This window comes from Hathewaya histolytica (assembly GCF_901482605.1).
Taxonomy (GTDB): domain Bacteria; phylum Bacillota; class Clostridia; order Clostridiales; family Clostridiaceae; genus Hathewaya; species Hathewaya histolytica.
The window spans coordinates 1,715,145-1,737,827 of the sequence record NZ_LR590481.1 but is presented as its reverse complement, the minus strand read 5'-3'; the positions used below and the strand labels follow the sequence as shown (position 1 = coordinate 1,737,827).

The window sequence follows — 22,683 nt, the reverse complement described above, 5'->3', positions numbered from 1 at the left end:
AACCTTTGTTACCGAAATTCATTGTAGATTTATATAAAATGTATATAGATTAAATAAGACAATATAATAAAGTTTATATATGGAGGAATTGATATGAGTTTATATTTAGGTAAAATACATTACTGGTTATATAATAAAATAGTTTGGTTTGAAAGCTTGGAAAAGGAGATAATAAGTTGGGCAGAGAATAATCATCTACCTGTAGAGGAGTGGCACAGAGAGATTTTGGTAAGATATGATGCACCTACAGAAAATAAGCCCTTAGAAGAAATAATAGATACTTCAAATATTCATGGCTGGCTGCAAGGTAAAATTCATTCAGCAGAAGGAAGACAGGCTGCTTTAGTTACAGCTGTATTAAAGGAGAAAGAAGAATATAAAAAAGACTTAATGTCTATATTTAAAAAACAAGGAGAAAAGTGTGGAGTAGAATATGGGGAGAAAAACTGTCCTACATCACCTGAGGATATTTATAATGCTTTAAATGATTATATACTAGAAGGAATGCCTTGTGATAGAATAAATATAATTTTAACATCTAATGAAAATGAAATTTCCTGGGAAGGTAGAAAGTGTCTTCATGCTGAACATTGGCAAGCTGTAGATGGCAGTGTTGAGAATTTTTATGATCTTAGGGGAGAATGGATTTCTGCTTTCGTAGCTTCTTTAAGTAATGAGTTTCATTTTGAAACTCTGGGAAAAGGTGTTTATTCAATTAAAAGATAGATAATAGGGAGGTTTAAATATGAGTGCAATTCAATTAATGATAGATGAACATACTAATATAAAACGTATGCTAGTTGTTATAAGAAAGTATTGCTTTAAAATACTTAAAGATCAAGAAGTGAATTATAAGGACTTTTATAAAATTATTGACTTTGTAAGAAACTATGCAGATAAGCATCATCATGGAAAAGAAGAAGATTATCTTTTCAATAGAATGGTTGAGGAGATTAAGGGGCCAGCAGAAAAACTAGTAAAACATGGTATGTTAGTAGAGCATGATCTTGGTAGATTGCATATGCAAAACCTAGAGAAAGCACTTAAATCTTTAGAACATGGTGTGGAAGAAGCAAAATTAGATATAATAGCTAATGCTGTGGGATATTCAGACTTACTATATAGACATATAGAAAAAGAAAATGATATTGTCTATAAATTTGCAGAGAGAAGCTTATCAAAAGAAACTTTAAAACAACTAGATTTAGATTGCGAAGAGGTAGAAAAAAAGGCAAGAGAAAAAGGAATTCAAGAGAAATATATAAAACTTATAGAGGAATTTGAGAAAAAGATTAAATAGGAAATAGAGACATAGGAATATATAAATTAGCTTCAGTTAACTACTGAAGCTAATTTAATTTTAGTGATTTAAATAATTTAAAATCGTTGACATTAACCTTGCGTGAAGGTGTATAGTAGTCTTATCAGGAGGTGAGCGAATGGAATATACGGTGCAAAAGATAGCTAGTATGGCGGGTGTTACTACAAGAACCCTTAGGTATTATGATGAAATTGGAATTCTTAAGCCGGCAAGAATTAATTCTTCAGGATATCGTATTTATGGGGAATCAGAAGTGAACAGGTTACAGCAAATAATGTTCTACAGAGAACTAGGAGTAAGTTTAGAGAAGATAAAGCAAATAGTAACAGAACCTTCCTTTGATAGAACTAATGCACTTAGAGAACATCGCGAAAAACTTCTTGAGAAAAGAAAACAACTAGATTTGTTAATACACAATTTAGATAAAAGTATAGCTTTAACGGAAGGGAGAATGGAAATGACTGATAAAGAGAAATTTGAGGGATTTAAGAAAAAAATAGTTGCTGATAATGATAAAAAGTATGGTGAAGAAATTAGAAAAAAATATGGTAATGATGAAGTTGAAAAATCAAATAAAAAGGTATTAGATATAACTAAAGAAGAGTACGGTATAGTTACAAGTCTTGAAGATAAAGTAAAGAAAACACTTCATGAGGCTTTTAAAACTGGTGATCCAGCAAGTGACTTAGCTCAAAAGGTAGCTGATCTTCATAGACAGTGGATAACATATTATTGGAGTAAGTACAGTAAAGCGGCATATGCTGGTATTGCAGAAATGTATGTTGCTGATGAGAGGTTTAGAGCATATTATGATGAAAATCAGTCAGGAACAGCGGAATTTTTAAGAGATGCAATTTTGATTTATACAGGAATGAAAGAGTAATATAAGTAAAGAAATTATAAAATGAGTTAAATTTAAAGGTAGGAGGTAATGAACTGACCCCTGTCAAGTAGACAGGTAAAATAATTAAAAATGTATAAGATGATGCGACCACTTTTCTGATCGCATTTCTTATGCGATTTGTTTCTGTTTCTTTGCTTCTAATTCTGACTTATAAGCTTGTATACGCTTATTCTCTGGAATCGGATATTGTTTAGGTTGCTTTGACTGTAAAGCAGCATTTCTAATCTCCATAGGTGTCAGATTATCAAAACGTTCCTGATACCTTCCAGAATTATAGTACTCGATATATTCTGCTATTGCCTGTCTTAGTTCTTCTTCCGTGCTGAAATTAGATATATAATACATTTCTGATTTGATGATTCCCCAGAAGCCTTCTGTTGGTCCATTGTCAATACAACACCCAACTCGTGACATTGATTGCGTCATTCCCTGTTCTTGAAGCTTCTTTTGAAATACTTTGCTTGTATATTGAAATCCTCTGTCACTGTGAAACATCGGCATAGCATCGGGGTTCTTTGACAAAGCTAAATCATAAGTATCAAATACAAGCTTATTGTCATTTCGATTACTTAATACATAAGACACCACAGATCTATCATAAAAATCTAAGATAGCACTCAAATACACTTTTTTATTGCTCGTTGGTACTTTGAATTCTGTTACATCAGTTGCCCATTTTTCATTAGGCTTTGCAGCCTCAAATTCTCTATGTAAAACATTCCCTGCCGTTGTTTCTGGAGTAGAATGACGATAAGGTTTTTTATGATTACGAATTACTGATTTAACGCCTAATACATGCATGATTCGTTGAATTCTTCGTCTACTATAATGCTTGTCTTTATCACGATTGATATAGTTACGCATTCGGCGGTATCCCAAGGTATGTTTGAATTTTTCATCGTATTCCTTAATCCATAAAGCTATTTGTTCATTTTCCAATTCATCTGCAGTCTTTTCACGATGAAGCCACTTATAGTAACCAGCACGAGAAACGTTTAATTGCTGACACATACAACTTACATCCCAGTTCTTTTCTTGATTGAAATACTGGATAGTAAGATATTTAGGCTCCAATTTTCCCTTGGCTAGAATCGCCTCCTTTCGAATTCCTTCACTTTTTTTAACAACTCTACCGTCATATCCCTTTCCTCAAGCTGTCGCTTTAAACGTTTGTTTTCACGACGAAGTTTTTCAAGTTCATCTACTTCTTCATCTGATTTATGACGTCCACGATTGTCTGTTAATCCTTCTTCTCCGACTGCATCATATTTATGTACCCAATTATAAACTTGACTATAGGAAACATCATACTTTTCAGCAGTAGCTTTATAATCTCTTTTGTGTTCAATACAATATTTGACGATATCTTTACGCTCATTAAATGTTGTTTTTCTTCTTGCTTCAGCCATATAGACCTCCTGTTTTGGATCATAATCTTTGAGTTCCATATCGCTATTATACTTCAAAATCCATTGTTGTAGGGTATTAACTCCTGGAATATTATATTTTGCAGCAAGCTCTGTGACTGACCCGATTCCAGCAATGTATTCTTCAACAATCTTGATTTTAAATTCTTTAGAATAACTTTTATTCTTTTGGCTTGTATCAAATGCTGTGGCTCCATGAATTTGATATAAAAGTACCCATCGTCGTACTGCTTCACGACTTGAAATTCCAAGGCCTAAGCATATTTGTTGCATACTTTTTCTTCCACTTAAATAATCTTCAACAGCCATTATTCTTTGTTCTGCTGAATAACGTGATCTAGACATAATAAAATCCCTCCAAAATAGATTTGGTTATTTACCGTGTCTACTTTAGAGGGATCATATCATAAACTCTCCTACCTTTATTTTTTTGTTTATAAAAATTATATACAATGATTTTTTAACATATATTTTTAGATACAATAAACTAGTAAAATGGATATAATAATATATTATAGGTAATACACTTTATAAAATTCTGTAAAAATCAAAAGAAAAGTGGTTTAATTTATTTAAATTAATTATAATAGTATTATTTAATAGTAAATACTACTTGATAATTATAATTAAAAGGAGCTTAATAAATAGTATAATAAAAATGTAAAGTTTATTTTATGAATTTAATTGAACTTTGTTTATAAATGGGAGGATTTAACTAACATGATAGTAAATATAAATAATTTAGAAAAAAGTTATAAGGATTTTAAAGCAGTAGACATTACTGAGTTAAATATAAAAGAAGGAGAAGTTTTTGGTTTTCTAGGTCCTAATGGTGCCGGCAAAACTACTACTATAAGTATTTTAAGTGGACTATATACTAAGTTTAATGGTGATGTAAAGATTTTTGATAAGGATATTAGGAAAGATTCTTTCGAAATAAAAAAGCATATGGGAGTAGTGCCACAGGATTTAGCTTTGGTAGATGATTTAACAGCTTATGAGAATGTAACTTTCTTTGCAAGATTATATGGACTTAGGGGGCAAAAATTAAAGGATGCAGTAAAAGAGACTTTAGAGTTTGTTGGTTTATGGGATAGAAAAGGAGATTTTCCAACAAAGTTTTCTGGTGGTATGAAGAGAAGGTTAAACATAGCCTGTGCAATTGTTCATAAACCAAGACTTATAATAATGGATGAGCCTACAGTAGGTATTGATCCACAATCAAGAAATAATATATTAGAAACTGTAAAAAAATTAAATGAGCAAGGTTCAACTATAATATATACTTCTCATTACATGGAGGAAATTGAAGCAGTTTGCACAGATATTTGTATAATGGACCATGGAAAGATTATAGCAAGAGGAAATAAAGAAGAATTAAAGAGTCTTATTAATAAAGAAAATGGAGAGAAAGTTACCTTAGAAGAGGTATTCTTAAACTTAACTGGAAGAAAGTTAAGAGACTAGAGGAGGTGAATGACTATGAATTTTCTTACCATAGCTAGATATAGGATAATACAGTATATTCGAGATAGAAAATCCTTAATATCTATGCTTGTGATACCTATACTTTTAATAGCAATACTAGGTAATGCTCTAGGAAATAGTGAGGATTTTGCTGCTAAGAATATAGGGAAAATAAATGTATTATACATTAATAATCTTAGTGGAAATAGTGGAGATAACTTTGAGAAGTTTATAAACTTAAAAGAATTCTCTGATATTATAAGGCCTACTAAAATAAAGAAGATAGATGAAGGAAAGAGACTTATAGAAAAGAAGGAATATGAGGCTTTGGTTATATATGATGAGAGTATAAATGGTAAGTTCAAGGTGGTTGGTAGCGATTATAATAGCTTAAAGGTATCAATAGTTAAGAATATAATCGATTCCTATTCAGATAAGGCAAATAATTTTGAGGCATTATCTAAATTAAAAGCTAGGGATTTTTCAATAAAAAAATATAATAATGTGGATTCAGAAGTAGTAACTATTTCAGGAAAGAAGCCTACAGCAACAGATTATTATTCAATAACAATGCTTATTATGATTATAATGTTTGGAGCAATTTATGCTAACTTTGCTATAGATAAGGATTATTATAGTGTTGTAGGTGGAAGAATTAAATCAGCACCAGTGAGACTTTGGGAGGTATTCTTAGGAGAAGGAATTGGAGTTGTATTTACTCTTTTATGGCAAATTATAATCCTTTTACTATTTGCTAGATTTGTATTCAATGTTAACTTTGGTAATAGCTTGCTTGTTATACTTATAACAACATTATCTTTAGCCATTATGTCCACTATGCTAGGAATATTTGCATGTATGGTAACTAAAAAAGGATTGTACGGATTAGCATTTTTAAACATCCTAGTTCCTATATTTACTTTTCTAGGTGGTGGTTTTGTTAAAATAGACTTTGGTCAAGGAATCCTTGGTAAATTATCACATATGACACCAAATTATTTAGCCCAAGATGCTATATTTAAAAGCATTTATGGAGGAGGTTCTAAAGAAATATTATTAAATATTTTAGGAATTTGGATTTTGACTTTCATACTATTTATAGGGGCTAAGATTGCTGGAAGGAGGGACATAGTTTAATGACTGTTTATTTAACGAATTTAAAAAGATTGTTTAGAAATAAAATAAATATATTATTTATAGTAATTTTACCTATTATATTTATGCTTATTGCCTTTTCAGGGTCTAATGAAACAGAACCTTTAAAGGTTAATATAGTCGATAATGATAATACAGAGTTTTCACATAAACTTATAGATAATGTAAAATCCAAGGGGACAGTTCTTTTAGATAAAGAGGAAAATATACAAAAGAACTTAGTAGATAATAAAATAGACTATGCTATAGTAATACCAAAAGATTTTGCAGAAAAGATAATAAAAGGTGAAGATGTAGCTTTAAAGAGTTACGAAGTAAAAGAAGGAAACGCAGCTATGTCCATAAAGCTTTCTTTAGATGGATATTTAGATAATGTAAAAAAAATAGCTTCTCAATCTAATGGCGATGAAGAAACTTTTTATAAAGGAATTAAATATTATGAAGAGGGAAGTCATAAAGTTCAATACGAAAGTGTAGATAAGGGAGAGGAAAATAAGTCAAAGACTGCAGCAGCTCTTGGGTTTATAGTTATGAATATGTTATTTTTAACTACATCTACAACTAATATGCTTATAAAGGATAAGGAGAAAAATCTATTTACAAGATATTTTACTACTCCTTTGAGTAGAGGGAGATATATTATAGAAAATCTTCTAAGTTTTTTAACTGTGTCTGTAGTGCAAGTTATATTATTCTTTTTATTCATGAAATATATGTTTAAATTTAATTTAGGTGATAGACCTATTGAGGTATTAATACTATTTATAATATTTGCAGTATTTACTGTTTCTTTAGGATTATTTATAGCTACTAACTCTAATGATTTAAGACAGTCTGGAGCTATAAGTTCGCTTATTAACATACCTTTTGCTATGCTTGGAGGATGTTTCTGGCCTAGAGATATTATGCCTAGTTTCTTAAAAAAGTTATCAGAATTTATACCTACTACATGGATTAATGTAGCTAGCACAGAGGTTTTATATGGAGAAAGTTTATCACATGTAACAACTAATATATTATTGTTAGCTATTCTATCAATAATACTACTAATATTTTCAGTAATGAAATTAAGAAATAATAATTAAATATAAGGTTTCTCTAGTAACTCATAGTATACGCCTTTCATATAATGCTTTTAAAAGTGATATAGGAAAGGTGTATTATTTTTTATGAGAGACTTATTAAAATATAAGAACATAAACTTATATCCAGCGCCTTTAAATACTGTAGGTGGTGTTAAATGGGGATATATAGACAAACGAGGGAAATTTATAATTAAGCCTTTTTATGAATTAGCCTTAGATTTCCAAGACAATGCACTTGCTATTGTGCAAATAGGCAATTACTATGGGATTATAGATAGTGGAGGAAACTATATAGTGAAGCCTAAATATAATTCTATAAGTGAATTTTCAGAAGGTAGAGCTATAGTTATTGATGATGAGGGTTTTAAGATAATTAATGAAAAGGGAAAGGAATTAACTAGTAAAGCTTATAATTATATAGGGAACTTTAAGGATGAAAGAGCTCAGTATAGTGTGGTAACTTCTAATGATAAATATATTTATGGATATCTAGATAGGGATGGTAAAGAGGTTATTCCTGCCAAGTATGAGTATGTAAATGATTTTAATGAAAAAAAAGCAATAGTTAAGATTGGAATTGCTCAATATGCACTAATAGATATTAATGGAAATATATTAAACAAATATGGATATGAATTTGTAGGTAATTTAAGTGAAGGGCTTTTATTATTTAATGAAAAGCCGGGAGGAAAATATGGATTTATAGATACAAAAGGAAATGTTATTATAAGTCCACGATTTACTTATGCTCAAAATTTTAGTGAAGGAAGAGCCATAGTGAATGTTTCAGAAGGAATTAGTAATAGATATGGCCTTATAGATAGAAGTGGTAATTATACAATAAGTCCACAATATAATGATATAATTTTATTAGGGGAAAATAGAGTAGCACTTGGAATAGCTATAGATCAAAATTTACCTTTTATAGGTTCCAAATATGCTATTTCAGATATAAATGGCAACATTCTTACTAATTATATTTACTATGGAGTTTCAAATTATAAAAGTGGAATTGCATCTGTTTATGACTATATAAATACATTTTTTATTGATAAAAAGGGAAATATGGTCAAAAATCTACCTGTAGTAGAGGGAAGCGGATTTTTAACTATAGAGAATAAATTGATAAAGTCTTATGTGGATTATAAAATTTCTTATTTTGATAAACAAGGAAATTTAGTATGGAGCCAAAATTCAATTATACCTTTAGATAATCAGTATAGAGTTATAGAAAAGAAATATAAGCCTAATAAAGATTATCTAGTATATTATCCAGAGGTTCGTGGTATGCAGGATAGTAATTTAGAAAATAAGGTTAATAATCAGCTTAAGATTCTATCACAGGTAAAACCAGTAAAAGAAAATATTCAACTAGAATATAGCTATTTAGGGAATTTTAAAATAGAATTTTTTAAGAAAAAATTATTAATATTAGAGCTTAATGGTTATAATTATACATTTGGAGCAGCACATGGTATGCCAAGTAAGATATATACTAATATAGATTTAGTTACGGGACAATTTTATGAATTAAAAGATTTATTTAAAAAAGATAGTAATTATGTAAAAGTTTTAAGTGATATAATAGGAGAAATAATAAAAAATGATCCAGAATATGAGTATGTATTTCCAGATACTTATAAGGGTATAAAAGAAAATCAATCTTTTTATGTATCCGAAAATATATTATATATTTATTTTTATCCTTACGAAATTGCTCCTTATGCTGCAGGTTTTCCTACTTTTAGGATACCTTATAGGGATATAACTACTATAATAAATAAATTAGGTGATTTCTGGAGAGCTTTTAATTAATATTTTAAGGAAACATATAGAGCTTGAGCAGCTCCTTTCCTACTCACCAAGGGGCTGTTCAGTTTAGATTTTAAGTATTTTTAATAATTTCACATAATAATTATGAAATGAAATAGTATTAAAAGTTTTTACATAGATAGATATAAAAAGACAATATATTAATAATTTGTAATAAAAACGAATTTTTTAACTTTTGCACAAAATATTCAAGGAAGAAAGCTGTAACTTTATATGTATATGCCTAATATAATGGTATTAGTGAGTAATTATTATATTAGGAGGTCTAAATATGTTATCAGGTACTGAATTTATAAGACAGTCTTTAGAGTTACATCTTTTTTTTGCAAGAATTATGAAAGAACACTCATTTTTTTTGCAAATAGGATTTATGCAAAAAGATTCAAGACTTAGACGAGAAGCAGATGAGTTTAGAATGGATTTTGATAGACTTTTAGCAGATGTTGTAGATTTGTCTAATGGTGTTGTGAGTAAAAATGTATTAAGATCTTGCGAAATAGTAACACCTTTTACTGCAAAAGCTGAAAAGGTATCAGCATGTCTTACGGGTGTAGATATTCCTATTGGACTAACTAGGGCAGAAGAAAAGTTAGTAGGTAGTAGTTCAAATATATGTGATTGTAAACTTGAAGAAAGAGTATGTAGAGTTAATGAGAGGGCTATTAAGTTAGTTAGTGGCTTAATAGACTTTAAAACTAAATTATTATCAGATGTTTTATCTTGTAGGGTATTTACAGCTAACTATCCTCTTCTTATAGATCATATATTAAGGGAAGCGAAGTTATATCGTAGCATGATTCAAAAGCTACAAAATAATGAAAAAGTTAATTTAGAAAGGGAAGCAGCTGAGCAGGAAGTTTTCTGGAATAGAATTATGGCAGAACACTCAAAATTCATCCGTGGACTTCTTGATCCTACTGAAGAGGATCTTATAAATATAGCAAATAATTTTGGAAATGAATTTGATGAGCTTACAGAAGAGGCGAAAGAAGCCCTTGATATGACAATTCCAATTTCAGAAGTTACAGAAGAGAGCTTAGATGCAACTAGGGAAATAAGACAATTTAAAACACAAGCTACAGAAGGATTAATAAATTGTCAAATTAGGTCTATAATAATACCATTACTAGGTGATCATACCCTACGTGAAGCAAATCACTATTTACGCTTATTAAAAATATTTGAAGAAACAGTATAAAATATAATATAGGGTATTCTTGACACTTAAAACAAAAATAGTTATAATAACAGACAATAATTATTTCGTATAACCCCAATAATATGGTTTGGGGGTCTCTACCAGGAACCAATAATTCCTGCTTACGAAGAAGATACAATCTTTAATGTATCTTCTTTGTAGGTGGGATTTTTTATTATAAATAAGGTTTAAAATATGAAAATAATACAAAATTAAAGGGGATGAGGAAATGTTAATAAAGTTACCTAAAATTGAATTACATTGTCACTTAGATGGGAGTCTTAGACCAGAGACCATAATTGACATAGCGAAAAAAGAGGGTATAAATTTATTTTCTTTTGACATTGAAAAGGTGATGGAATCAGTTGTAGCACCTTTAGATTGTGAGTCATTAGATGAGTACTTAGAAAGATTTGCAATTCCTAATAAGGTAATGCAATCTAAAGAAAGTTTAAGAAGAATTACCTTTGAACTTTTTGAAGACGCGGCAAAAGAAAATGTTAAATATATGGAAGTGAGGTTCGCTCCATTACTTCATACTTTAAAGGGATTGACTGTAGATGAAGTCATCGAAAGTGTAATACAGGGACTTAAAGATGCAGAAAAAGAATATGATATAAAAGGAAATATAATATTAGGTTGTATGAGAATAGCAAATGAGGATAAAGCTTTTGAAGTTGTTGAAGGCGGTAAGAGATTTTTAAATAAGGGCGTTGTGGGTATAGACCTTTGTGCCTCAGAAATAAAAGGATTTGCTCATGAATTTAAAAATGCTATAGGTTTAGCTAGGGAATATGGTTATAGGGTGACAATTCATGCAGGGGAGACTGGCATAGGGGAAAATGTTTTAGATGCAATAGAAGTTTTAGGAGCTGAGAGAATAGGTCATGGTGTATATATAAAAAATTGTAAAGAGGCATATAAACTTGTAAAGGATAGAAATATACTTCTAGAAATGTGTCCAACAAGTAATATTCAAACTAAGGCAGTTGAATCTTATGAGGAACATCCATTTTATGATTTTTATAAAGCAGGAATTAAGGTGAGTGTTAATACAGATAACAGAACTGTATCAAATACCGATATGACAAATGAATGTGAAGTGTTATTTGAGAAAATTGGAATAACAAAGGAAGATTATAAAAAGATTTATTTAGATAGTGTGGATTCTGCATTTACAGACGAAGATACAAAGAACTGGTTAAAGGAATTTATTAAGTAAAAATAGCCAGGATTAAACAAGGTATTGAAGGATAAAAAGCGAGAACTTATTATGAGCATATGTGTTCCTAGTATTTAAATATAAGTAATAATTGATTGATTTTTATGCCTAGTACTATAGAGTTTGATTATTTGTATAATTTAGAGTATTTTATAGATATATAAAATACAAGGAGATAATAAATGAAAACTACAAGGATTAATAAACAAAAAAAAGTTATAAAAATAATGGTTGAGTTTTATTGTAAGAAAAAACATAATACTAAGGGGGAATTATGTGACCAATGTGAAGAATTGTTAGAATACGCTTATTTACGTCTTAATAAATGTAGGTACGGAAATAATAAGCCAAACTGTGATAGTTGTAAAACTCATTGCTATAAAAAGGAAATGAAAGACAGGATGACAGAAGTTATGAAATATTCAGGGCCTAGAATGTTATTACATAATCCCAAAATAGTTATTGCACATTTTATAGATGGATTTAAGTATAAACCTAAATAAATAATGAAAAAAGCTGGTTCTTAGGAATCGGCTTTTTTCATTATCCAAAAATAAAAGGTACTATTGTACATAGAAATATTTCTATTATGATATAGCCTTTCTAATTTATAAAATACGTGGTATTTTAGCCAGTTAAATAAGGGGTATATAAACTAAAAAACAAGGTGTTTTCAATAAAAAAACAAGAATTTTTATAATATAATATATAAATTTTTAACTTGCGAGAACATAGATGGATACTTAGTTAAGCTAAGGTGCAAATAAAAATTAATATTAATTGAATTGAGAAATCAATTGAAAATTATTAGTAATTACAATAAAATGAAATACGAAAATATAAAGGGATATAAAAATTTTATTTGGGAGGAAAATAGATGAACAAAAATTTCAAATTAAATTTAGGGATTAAATCTTAAATAGTTATGTCATAATGAAAAGCTTTCATAATACAAGTAAATTTAATTAAACGGGGGTAAAATAATGAATAAAAGTTTATCTAAAAGAGTTGCGATGTTAGTGATTTTAACTAATATTGCTACTTTAGGGAACACAATTATTTCAATGCCAGTATACGCTCAAGAGAATAATATAGCAAAAGCTACAGTAAAAAATATTAATGAAGTCAAAGAAAAAAGTGGATTATATGAAGTATCAGTAAAAACATTACAAGAAAAAAGTGATTCTCCATCTATGGCAGGAGGTTATTTAGAAAAAGTAAATTACGAAATTAAAGATGGTAAAAAATTTTTTATATTTTCATTGGATAGCATAGATTGGATGAAAAATATATCAGTGTCCATAGACGGGAAGGAAGTAAAACCTAATTTAACAGATATAGTTAAAAAAGGAACTAGTGATGGTAAAGGTGAACAAAAAGGGAAAATAAAATTTGAAGTTGAGAATTTTGATTCAAAGTTAGTATTACACATGAATGTAGTGCCGATGGGAAATGCAAGTGTTGCATTTAGGGTAGTGCCAGAAAAAGGTACACTTAAATTAGTAAAGGAATATAAAGAAGCTGTTTCAAAGGAAACACAAAACACAAAACCAGACGTACAACCGAATCCAAGTTCAGAAGTAAAATCAGAAACAAAACCAAATGTGAAGCCAAATCCAAATTCAGAGATGAAACCAGGAACCAATATAGAGGTGGTAAAAGAAGGGTTATATGAATTAAAAGGAAAGGCATTAAAAGAAAGTTCAAGTCAAGTATCAATGTCAAATAGTTATTTAGAAAAGGTAGAGTATGAAATAAAAGATGGAAAAAAACATTTAATAACCAATTTTACTTCCTTTGATATTATGAAAAATATTAAAGTAATAGTAGATGGAAAAGATGCAACAACAGAAATTGAAAAAACAGATAAGGGTAAAAAGGGGAAAGTAAAATTTGAAGTAGCAGATTTAGATTCAAAAGTTACATTTAAAATGACTGTAAATCCATTATTTTTTGATATGAATGTATCATTTGATCTCTCTTTAGAAAGAGATACCCTGAAATTAATAAAGGAATATAATGAAGACAAATCAGATTCAAATCTACCTATTGGCGGAAATAGCAAGCCTGAAAACAAACCAGGAGAAAATATTAAGGATGAGTCAAAAAACAAAATTGCTGACGGAGTTTATACTGTAAATTTTCAAGCTTATAAATTAGATAATCCGAAAGATACGTCTATGCTAGGAGGATTCTTTGATAAAAACGTAAAACTTCAGGTTAAGGATGGGAAGGCTAAATTAACTTGGCTTAATATTTGCAATGCCAACATGTTATATGATTTTCGTATTGAAAGTAATGGAGTATTTGCAGAGAGTAAGTCAACTCCACAAGGAGAACCTACTGTTTCTGGAGAGTATATGATGCAAACTTTTGAAACCGAAATTTCAGATCTAAGCATACCTCATATAGGAGGAGTTCTTGTAAGTGCTATGGGAGGACAAAAGAGTGATATTGGTAATCATGAGAAATATACAAAAGTAAAATTTGTATTTGATAAAAATATTGAATCAGGCTGGAAAGGCTTTGAAGAATATAAAAAAGTTAAGGAAGATAATAAGGTTTTAAACGAAGCTTTAATAAGAAACGGCTTGGATAAAGATAAAGATGGAATAGTATCTTCAAAAGAACTTTCAGAGGCACAAGGTACAATAGATTTATCTGATTTAGGAATAAGTGATATTTCTATACTTAGTAAGCTAGGTGCTGATGTTACTGAATTGTATCTAAATGGAAATCAAATTAAAGAATTACCTAAAGGAGTTTTTGATAATTTAACAAATTTAAAGGTTTTATATTTAAATGGTAATAAGATAAATAAACTTCCTAAAGGTATATTTGATAAATTAAAAAATCTAAATACTTTAGGACTTTCAACAAACCTCATTAGTGAACTGCCAGAAGGAATATTTGATAATTTAGGCAATTTAACTGAGGAGTTAAGTATAGGTAATAATAAAATTACTGAGTTACCTGAGCATATATTTGATAATTTGAGCAAATTAAAAAGTTTGGGGCTTTCAAAAAATAACTTAAGAAGATTGCCAGATAATATTTTTAATAAGTTATCCTCTTTAAACGGGTTATATATTTATGAAAACCAAATAGAAAATATTCCTGCAGGAATTCATAATTTGAAAAATCTTAGTAGATTATCTATTAATGAAAATAAAATCGAAAGCATACCTAAAGAAGTTGCAGAATTAAGAATGTTAAGCGATTTAGATTTGTCAAATAATTATATTAAAGAAATACATCCAAGTATATTTAAAAATCTCCAAAATCTAACTAATCTGAACCTTAGTGATAATCAAATAACTTCTATACCAGATGATGTTTATAAGAATATCCCTAAATTATTAATATTTGATGTATCTTTAAATAGGATAACAAATATACCTGATACTTATAAGAAGTATATAGATAAGAAGAGTGAAAGATTTTATCCACAGAAACTAGGAGCAAATTTAAGCCTGACTGCAAAAGATGGCAAAATAAATAGTAATTATGATTTATCAGTTTTAGATCTTCTTTGTTGGATAAGAACACCGAATACTTACAATGGTGAGAAGATTCCGAAAACCGCTCAAGAGTATAAAATATATTTAAAGGATAGATCAGCTAAGGAACTTTTAAATGACAAAGGATATGATTGGACAATTAAAACAGAGTTGCAAAAGAAAAATTCTAATGGGAAGTACGTTACCATAAAAAGTAACTCTACTGATGAAGAATTAGATACAAAATATTCTTATGAAGATGGGAATATGAAACATGGGGATGAATATAGAATTATTAAATCAGTTTATGCAGGTAACGGATCATATAAGAATATCATATTTACTGATATAGCAAAAGCTGTAGCTAGCAAAGAAGAAGAAAAACCACAACCAAAACCAGAAGATAGATTACAAAAAGATGGTTTATATAGTACTAAATTTAGAGTATTAAAAGAAAATAGTGATGAACCATCTATGGCAAGTCAATATGTAAAAGAAGCAAATTATGAAGTTAAGGATGGCAAGAAGTACTTAGTAGTAACTTTAGATAAAGGTGAGTGGCTAAAAAATATATCGGTTAAAGTAGATGACAAAGACGTAGTTCCTGAAGTTAAAGTCATAGAAAAGAATGAAAATGGGGATGAAAAAACTGAAGTAAAATTTGAAATAGGAAGTATAGACTCAAAGGTGTACTTACATATGAATGTAGTACCTATGGGTAATGCAAAAATAGGGTTTAGGTTGGCTGTACAGAAAGATTCATTGCAAGAAATAAAAGATAATAAAATAGATGGTAATGGAAAAGAAAATCAAAAGCCAGAACCAAAACCTGGGACAAAGCCAGATATAAAACCACAATCAAAACCAGATGTAAAATCGCAGGAAAATAAGATTAAAGATGGATTATATAATGTGAACTTTAGAACATTAAAAGAAAATAGTAATGAACCATCTATGGCAGGTCAATATGTAAAAGAAGTAAATTATGAAGTTAAAGATGGAAAAAAATATTTAGTAGTAACTATAGATAGAAGTGATTGGATGAAAAATCTAAGAGCTAAGGTAGATGGTAAGGAAATTATTCCTACTGTGATGGACAAGTCTAAAAATAAAAATGGTGAAGAAGTAAGTAGAGTTAAATTTGAAGTAGCAGGTTTAAATTCTGAAGTGATGTTAACTATGAATGTAGCTCCAATGGGTAATTCTAAGGTTTCATTTAGAATTAAACCTATGGAAAATACTTTAAAACTTATTAAGGGATATGAGGAGCTTAATAACAAAAGTTCTAAAGGTAAAAAAGATGACCTAGAAAAAGATAATTTAAATATGAAAGAGCTAGTAAATGTAGATCCTTTAAAATTAAAAGAAACAACAAAAGCTTCTAAAAATGATAAAATGATAAAAAAATTACCTCAAACGGGATTGCCTATTAATACAGGGATTTTAGGAACTTTAGGTTTATTAATGTCTGGTGTAGGAGTTTCATTAAAGAAGAAATATGTAAAAGGAGAAAAGAAAAATGAAGAGTAAATTTATAAAGATTACATTAACTACAGCTTTAGTGGCTAGTATATTAATTCCATCTAAGAAGGCTTTTGCTATGGATATGAATAAAAAAGTTGCAAATCCAGCAGGTAATTTAATTAGTGTAATTGCTATACAGAACAATAAACTTAAAGATGGAAAGTATAACGTAGGAATTCAGACTTTAAAAGAAAAAAGTGATGAATTATCCATGGCAGGTCAATACGTTGATAGTAATGCTGTAATAGATGTTAAGGATGGAAATATAAGCATTGGTATTAAGATTATGAGAAATGATTGGATGAAGAATATAAAGGTTTCTGTAGATAATTCTAATGTGGATTATAAACTTATAAAACATGATAATGAAAATAAGGTAGCCACTTTAAAATTTTCAATACCAAGTACAAAATCTAATATCAAATTTCGCGCCAATATAGAACCTATGGGAAATACAGAAGTTTCATTTAGGACAAAACTTAAGGATGATATGCAAAAAATATCTGATAAAGAGAATAAAGAAGATAAAAGTAATGGTAATACTGAGAAAAACACAAAAAATGTAGAAGGTAAAAAAAGTAATAAGGGAGTAGCTAAAAGTAATGCAAAAGAGTTGCCTCAAACAGGACTGCCAATAAAAAGTAGTAATTTATTTGTAGTAGGTGGGTTAAGTACAATAATTGGAGCTATGTTATTTAAAAGAAGAAAGTAAACTATTTTAAATTAAAACTCTGTTTTAAGAAGACTATAACTCTTTTAAAGCAGAGTTTCATTTTATTAGATTATGAGGAGGCTGTATTATATGAAAAAGTTTTTAGCTCTAATTTCGGTATTCTTAATAAGTTTTAACTTAATTTCTTGTGGAAATCCAAATAAAGAAGTATCTAAAGAGACTATTAATAAGCCTTTAAAAGACATTAAAGAGCCTAGAATAGTTGCAGGAAGCATAGCTGTTGCAGAAATTTTATCAAATTTAGATATTAAAATGGTTGGAAGAGCAAGCACTCAATATGGTATATCAGATAAGATAAAAGATATTCCTGAAGTAGGATTACCCATGAATCCTGATTTAGAAAAAATAAAGGCATTAAAGAGCGATGTTTATATGACATCAGGAGCTTTACAAGAAATTATAGGAGATAAACTAAAATCGAGTGGTTTAAATGTAGAATATTGCGATTTGGACTCTTATGATTCTGTAAAAAAAACTATAAACGATATATCTAAAAAATATAACAAAGAAGAGAAAGGGAAAAAAATCCTTGAAAGTATAAATAAAAAAGAAAAAAGTATACTGGATGGAACAAGTGGAAACAAAAAGATAAAAGTTATGATTTTATTTGGTGCGCCAGGACACTTTATGCTAGCAAGTGAAAATTCTTTTGCTGGTAGCCTTATTAATAAACTTGGAGGAGAAAATATAGCAAGTAAAGCCAATATGAAAGGACAATATGTTCCTTTTTCTTTAGAAACGGCATTGAAAGAAAATCCAGATGTGATTTTTAGAATGTACCATGGATATATAGACGAGGCTAAAAAACAAACAGAAAATGAATTTAAGATAAATCCTCAGTGGAAAAAATTTAAGGCCGTAAAAGAAAATAGAATATATGATTTAGATCCAAAAGTTTTTGGAGTTACTGGAGATATAAATATAACAGAATCACTAGAAAAAATGAAGGATTATTTATATAAATAATTGGGAGAATGATGAAACGTATGGCGAAAATAAAGGATAGTACTAAAGTATGGATAATAGTTTTATGTATTATAGTATTAGCGATATTATCAATTTTAACTATTGGTATAGGAAGTGCTGATATATCTATAGGTAATATAATTGATATATTTTTAGGTAAAGGTGATGAAATTAATGCAAGTATAGTTATGGATATGAGACTTCCTAGAATAATTCTTGCTATATTTGTGGGAGCAAGTTTATCTATATCAGGAGTTCTTTTACAAGCAGTTATGGGTAATCCACTAGCGGATCCTGGAATAACAGGAGTTTCTTCAGGAGCTAGCTTAGCTGCTATTTTGGTAATGATTTATTTCCCGCATTTATATAGAATATTACCATTAGTGGCTTTTTTCGGAGCTATTTTAGCTTGTGTAATGGTATTTGCACTTTCATGGGATAATGGGTTAAATTCCTTAAGAATAATATTAGCAGGTGTAGCTGTTAATGCTATATTTTTAGGGGCAACTTCCCTTATGTCTATTTTAAATAGTGATAAAATTCAAGGAGTACTATTATGGATAAATGGAAGTTTAGCCTACAGAGGATGGAGAGAAGTTAAATATATAGTACCATATACTCTTATAGGTATAATCCTTTCTTTCCTTTGTATAAAGGGTGCCAATATTTTAGCGTTAGGTGATGATGTTGCTACAAATTTAGGACTTAATGTTAATAGGACTAGAATATTTATATCTTTAGTTGCAGTTTTTTTAGCAGGTATTAGCACTTCAGTTGTAGGTATAATAGGATTTATAGGGCTTATTGTTCCCCATATATGTAGGTTGATAATAGGTTCGGATCATAAATTTTTAATACCAATGAGTTCTGTAGTTGGGGCTATATTGCTTCTTTTGACTGATACCATAGCAAGGTTTATAGCAAGACCAATAGAATTACCAGTAGGAGTAATAATGTCTATGGTAGGCGGTCCATTTTTCTTATTCTTATTAAGGAGGAGAAAATCCAATGCTTAAGGTAAATGACTTTACAATAGGATATGATAATAAGATTATAGTTAAAGATTTTAACTTAGATATTGAAAAAGGAGAGATTGTTACTATAATAGGTCCCAATGGTTCTGGAAAATCTACAATTTTAAAGTCTATAGGCAAACTTTTAAAGCCAATGCATGGTACTGCTTATTTAGATGAGAAGTCACTTTGGAATATGAGTAATAGGGATATAGCAAAGGAAATGGCTTGTTTATCTCAGCATAACTCTACACCTAAAGATATGACTATTAGAAAAATAGTAGGTTTTGGAAGAAGTCCTCATAAATCTTGGTTTCAAACTTTAGATAAAGAAGATGAAAAAATAATAGATTGGGCTATAGAAAAGACTCATTTAAAACATTTAGAGAATGAAAATATAATAAATATATCCGGGGGAGAAAGACAAAGGGCTTGGATAGCCATGGCACTTGCACAAAAGCCTAAGATATTACTATTAGATGAGCCTACTACATATTTAGATATAAATAATCAAATTGAAATATTGGAACTAGTAAAAGAACTAAATATGAAACTAGACCTAACTGTTATAATGGTTTTACATGATTTAAATCAAGCAGCAAAGTATAGTAGTAGAGTTTTAGTTATAAAAGATGGGGAAATACAAGCAGAGGGTAAACCGGAAGAAGTTTTAGATCAAGCATTAATAAGAAATGTTTATAATGTAGATATGAATATACTAAAGGATAAACTAGGTGAGAGAATTATCTTTATCCCTAAGGGTGTATATAGAAAAGAGGAAGTTATATAAGAATTATATAAGAAGGTAATAGGTATGAAAAGAGGTATTGGATCTACTTTATTAATTGTATTTGGCATAATACTTATGTTATCATCTTTTGGATTGAAGTTCTATTCTAAAAAGAAAGAATCTAACCTAGTTAATAAGTTAGATAAAGAGTTTAATAAAGAGTATATTAGGAATAAAAATAAGAATTCAGAAAAGATTGTAGAGAAAAGGAAAGTAGATATTGGGGATGGCATAGCTATAATGCAAATTCCATCTATAAACTTAAAAACAGTAATTGTAGAGGGTATTGAAAAAGAACAAATTAGATACTATGTAGGACACTTTACAGATTCAGTAATGCCAGGAGAGGAAGGAAACTTTTCTATAGCAGGTCATAGTAGTCATATATATAATGAGCTTTTGAATGAACTTTATAAAGTTAATGTTGGAGATGATATAAATATAAGAACATTAACAAAGGAGTTTAAATATAAGATAGAGAAAAAGTTTATAGTAGAACCTACAGAAGTTAGGGTATTAGATCAAATTAAAAATGAGAAGGTTATGACCATTGTAACTTGTACAGAAAAAGGCAATAAAAGATTAATAGTAAAAGCTAAAATTCAAAAATAATTAAAAGATATTTTAAATTTTTATGGTAGATAATGATTTTAAATAATAGGAAGTAACTTACAGTATTAATACTTTAAGTTACTTCCTTGTTTTATGGGTTTGAATTAAATTTTTAATTTAATTACTATAGTATTCATAAGTTTGAATATAGAAATAACTTTATAAAGTGGATATATTTAAATCAATTTCTTTTTCGATATTTTGTAATGTGAATTTATCATTAGGTGTTGTAAACAAGTATGCAATTCCACTTTCACCAGCTCTTCCAGTTCTTCCTATACGGTGTATATAGCTTTCTGCATTTTCAGGCATATCATAGTTATATATATGAGTAACCCCAGTTACATCTAATCCTCTTGATGCTACATCTGTGGCTATTAAATATTGAATATCACACTTTCTAAAGGATTTCATTATTTTTTCACGTTTTGATTGTGCTAAATCTCCATGTAGTTTTTCACAATTATAACCTTTTTTATGCATAAACTCTTCTAATTCATCAACTCTTCTCTTTGTTCTACAAAATATAATAGCCATAAAAGCATTATCTTTATTTAGAATTTTACATAAGTCTTCTCTTTTTTCTCTATCTGTAGTTTCTATTAAAAATTGCTTTATATTTTTTAGAGTTACTTCTTCTTTTTCTATTGATATCACTTTTGGATCAATCATATACCTATAGGCAAGCTTTTTTACATCAGAATTCATTGTCGCTGAGAAACAAAGTGTTTGACGTTTTTTAGAAGTTTTTTTTATAATAGATTCAACCTCGTTTTTAAAACCCATAAGAAGCATTTGGTCAGCTTCATCTAATACTAAGGTTTTGATTCCTTTAAGGTCTATAGAACCACGGCGTATATGATCTAGAAGTCTTCCAGGAGTTGCAATTACCAAATGAATATTTTGATTTAGTTTTTTTATCTGAGAACTTACATCTTTTCCGCCATAGGCAGATAGAATATTTATATCTTTAGCTTTTTTTAGTTTAATAGCTTCCTCAGTTATTTGAATGGCAAGTTCCCTTGTTGGAGTTATTATAAGACCTTGAATTTTGTTTGAGTTAGGAGATATATTCTCGAACATTGGAAGAAGGAAAGAAAGAGTTTTTCCAGTGCCAGTTTGAGATTCAGCTATAATATCAGTTCCACTTTTTATTAAGGGAATAGTTTCTGATTGAATTGGAGTTGGCTTATTTATACCTGAAATTTTAAGTATTTTTATTAGTTCATTATTAATTCCTAAGTCTTTAAAGTTTATCATTATAATTTACCTTTCAATATAATTTTAATTTAGTTTTTATATTTATAAACTTGTTAAGTATAACATAGTTTTATCTTAATAAAAAGATAACATGGATATATTAGAGATTATAAATGTATTATTTACATAGTTATATCAGTTTTATTAAGAATAATTATTATATTTGAAAAATATTTTAAAATTTTTTTAAAAAAGGGCTTGAAATATTTTATATATGTTGTATACTTATAGAGAACCTTAATTCAGAAGTAAATGATTTATGATATTAATAGTTTTGAAATTATTTAAAGTTAATAATAACTTGTTGTATAAATTTCGAAATTTTTATTAATGATTATTTTTACAAAGAATTAAAGGAATAAAAATTTCGGAGGTACGAAAAATGAACGGAATAGTAAAATGGTTTAACGCAGAAAAAGGATTTGGATTCATCACTACAGAAGAAGGAAAAGATGTATTTGCTCACTTTTCACAAATTCAAAAAGAAGGATTCAAAACTTTAGAAGAAGGTCAAAAAGTAACTTTTGACGTTGTTGAAGGTGCAAAAGGACCTCAAGCTGAAAACATCCAATTAGCTTAATTTTAGAAAAAAACCTAAAGATTTATCTTTAGGTTTTTTTATTTTTTGCTTTTAACTTAATAATAGATAATATTTATATTATAGGAGTTTAAT

General features: G+C 28.8%; 18 protein-coding genes, 2 pseudogenes and 1 riboswitch. Of the genes and pseudogenes, 17 read left to right on the top strand and 3 right to left on the bottom strand.

Annotated elements, in window-relative coordinates; translation table 11 throughout:
• Positions 1-93 precede the first annotated feature (93 nt).
• The 3 genes from FGL08_RS08500 (at position 94) to FGL08_RS08490 (ending at position 2,204) form a co-directional block, all read left to right on the top strand.
• A complete protein-coding gene (locus FGL08_RS08500) occupies positions 94-726 on the top strand; it encodes a hypothetical protein (protein WP_138210382.1) in 633 nt (210 codons plus the stop codon).
• 19 nt (positions 727-745) lie between these two features.
• The gene (locus FGL08_RS08495; RefSeq protein ID WP_138210381.1) at positions 746-1,300 is read left to right on the top strand and encodes a hemerythrin domain-containing protein; all 555 of its coding nucleotides are present in this window, start codon (positions 746-748) and stop codon (positions 1,298-1,300) included.
• Positions 1,301-1,439: 139 nt separating this feature from the next.
• Positions 1,440-2,204, top strand: coding sequence for a MerR family transcriptional regulator (locus tag FGL08_RS08490; protein WP_138210380.1), 765 nt, complete (start codon positions 1,440-1,442; stop codon positions 2,202-2,204).
• Between the two features lie 129 nt (positions 2,205-2,333).
• On the opposite strand, the gene FGL08_RS08485 is transcribed toward FGL08_RS08490, so the two are convergent.
• Together FGL08_RS08485 and FGL08_RS08480 are read right to left on the bottom strand one after the other, a co-directional pair.
• Entirely contained in the window at positions 2,334-3,299 is a 966-nt protein-coding gene (locus tag FGL08_RS08485) for an IS3 family transposase (RefSeq protein WP_171012025.1), read from the bottom strand.
• Between the two features lie 11 nt (positions 3,300-3,310).
• Entirely contained in the window at positions 3,311-3,997 is a 687-nt protein-coding gene (locus tag FGL08_RS08480; protein ID WP_138210378.1) for a helix-turn-helix domain-containing protein, read from the bottom strand.
• 375 nt (positions 3,998-4,372) lie between these two features.
• Here FGL08_RS08480 and FGL08_RS08475 point away from each other — a divergent pair.
• The 13 genes and pseudogenes from FGL08_RS08475 to FGL08_RS08415 all read left to right on the top strand — a co-directional run.
• Positions 4,373-5,032 (top strand): annotated as a pseudogene (locus FGL08_RS08475) (ABC transporter ATP-binding protein); the annotation flags it as partial.
• A 102-nt stretch (positions 5,033-5,134) separates the two neighbouring features.
• Entirely contained in the window at positions 5,135-6,256 is a 1,122-nt protein-coding gene (locus FGL08_RS08470; RefSeq protein ID WP_171012024.1) for an ABC transporter permease, read from the top strand.
• Positions 6,256-7,359 carry an ABC transporter permease gene (locus FGL08_RS08465; protein ID WP_138210375.1) on the top strand — a complete coding sequence of 368 codons (1,104 nt, stop codon included), beginning with the start codon at positions 6,256-6,258 and terminating at the stop codon, positions 7,357-7,359. Before FGL08_RS08470 ends, FGL08_RS08465 begins: the two co-directional genes overlap by 1 nt.
• Before the next feature lie 105 nt (positions 7,360-7,464).
• Positions 7,465-9,174, top strand: a pseudogene (locus FGL08_RS08460) (WG repeat-containing protein); the annotation flags it as partial.
• Between the two features lie 289 nt (positions 9,175-9,463).
• Complete coding sequence (locus FGL08_RS08455) at positions 9,464-10,390, top strand: DUF2935 domain-containing protein (RefSeq protein ID WP_138210373.1); 927 nt, start codon at positions 9,464-9,466, stop codon at positions 10,388-10,390.
• Positions 10,391-10,435: 45 nt separating this feature from the next.
• A riboswitch (purine riboswitch) is annotated at positions 10,436-10,535 on the top strand.
• Between the two features lie 84 nt (positions 10,536-10,619).
• Positions 10,620-11,612, top strand: coding sequence for an adenosine deaminase (gene add / locus FGL08_RS08450; RefSeq protein ID WP_138210372.1), 993 nt, complete (start codon positions 10,620-10,622; stop codon positions 11,610-11,612).
• Between the two features lie 182 nt (positions 11,613-11,794).
• Positions 11,795-12,115 (top strand): nitrous oxide-stimulated promoter family protein, encoded by a 321-nt coding sequence (locus FGL08_RS08445; RefSeq protein WP_138210371.1) that lies wholly within the window; start codon positions 11,795-11,797, stop codon positions 12,113-12,115.
• Positions 12,116-12,595: 480 nt separating this feature from the next.
• Positions 12,596-16,642, top strand: a complete 4,047-nt coding sequence (locus FGL08_RS08440) for an NEAT domain-containing protein (RefSeq protein ID WP_138210370.1) — start codon at positions 12,596-12,598, stop codon at positions 16,640-16,642.
• A complete protein-coding gene (locus FGL08_RS08435; RefSeq protein ID WP_138210369.1) occupies positions 16,632-17,348 on the top strand; it encodes an NEAT domain-containing protein in 717 nt (238 codons plus the stop codon). The genes FGL08_RS08440 and FGL08_RS08435 overlap by 11 nt, the downstream gene beginning before the upstream one ends.
• A gap of 90 nt (positions 17,349-17,438) precedes the next feature.
• Entirely contained in the window at positions 17,439-18,335 is an 897-nt protein-coding gene (isdE, locus tag FGL08_RS08430) for a heme ABC transporter substrate-binding protein IsdE (RefSeq protein ID WP_138210368.1), read from the top strand.
• A gap of 20 nt (positions 18,336-18,355) precedes the next feature.
• The gene (locus FGL08_RS08425) at positions 18,356-19,351 is read left to right on the top strand and encodes a FecCD family ABC transporter permease (RefSeq protein WP_415578640.1); all 996 of its coding nucleotides are present in this window, start codon (positions 18,356-18,358) and stop codon (positions 19,349-19,351) included.
• The gene (locus FGL08_RS08420; RefSeq protein WP_138210366.1) at positions 19,344-20,138 is read left to right on the top strand and encodes an ABC transporter ATP-binding protein; all 795 of its coding nucleotides are present in this window, start codon (positions 19,344-19,346) and stop codon (positions 20,136-20,138) included. Before FGL08_RS08425 ends, FGL08_RS08420 begins: the two co-directional genes overlap by 8 nt.
• Positions 20,139-20,162: 24 nt before the next feature.
• Complete coding sequence (locus FGL08_RS08415; protein WP_138210365.1) at positions 20,163-20,750, top strand: sortase; 588 nt, start codon at positions 20,163-20,165, stop codon at positions 20,748-20,750.
• A 159-nt stretch (positions 20,751-20,909) separates the two neighbouring features.
• Here FGL08_RS08415 and FGL08_RS08410 read toward each other — a convergent pair whose 3' ends face one another.
• Positions 20,910-22,010 carry a DEAD/DEAH box helicase gene (locus FGL08_RS08410; RefSeq protein ID WP_138210364.1) on the bottom strand — a complete coding sequence of 367 codons (1,101 nt, stop codon included), beginning with the start codon at positions 22,008-22,010 and terminating at the stop codon, positions 20,910-20,912.
• Between the two features lie 382 nt (positions 22,011-22,392).
• Here FGL08_RS08410 and FGL08_RS08405 point away from each other — a divergent pair, with 382 nt between their 5' ends.
• Positions 22,393-22,590 carry a cold-shock protein gene (locus tag FGL08_RS08405; protein WP_138210363.1) on the top strand — a complete coding sequence of 66 codons (198 nt, stop codon included), beginning with the start codon at positions 22,393-22,395 and terminating at the stop codon, positions 22,588-22,590.
• Positions 22,591-22,683: the final 93 nt, after the last annotated feature.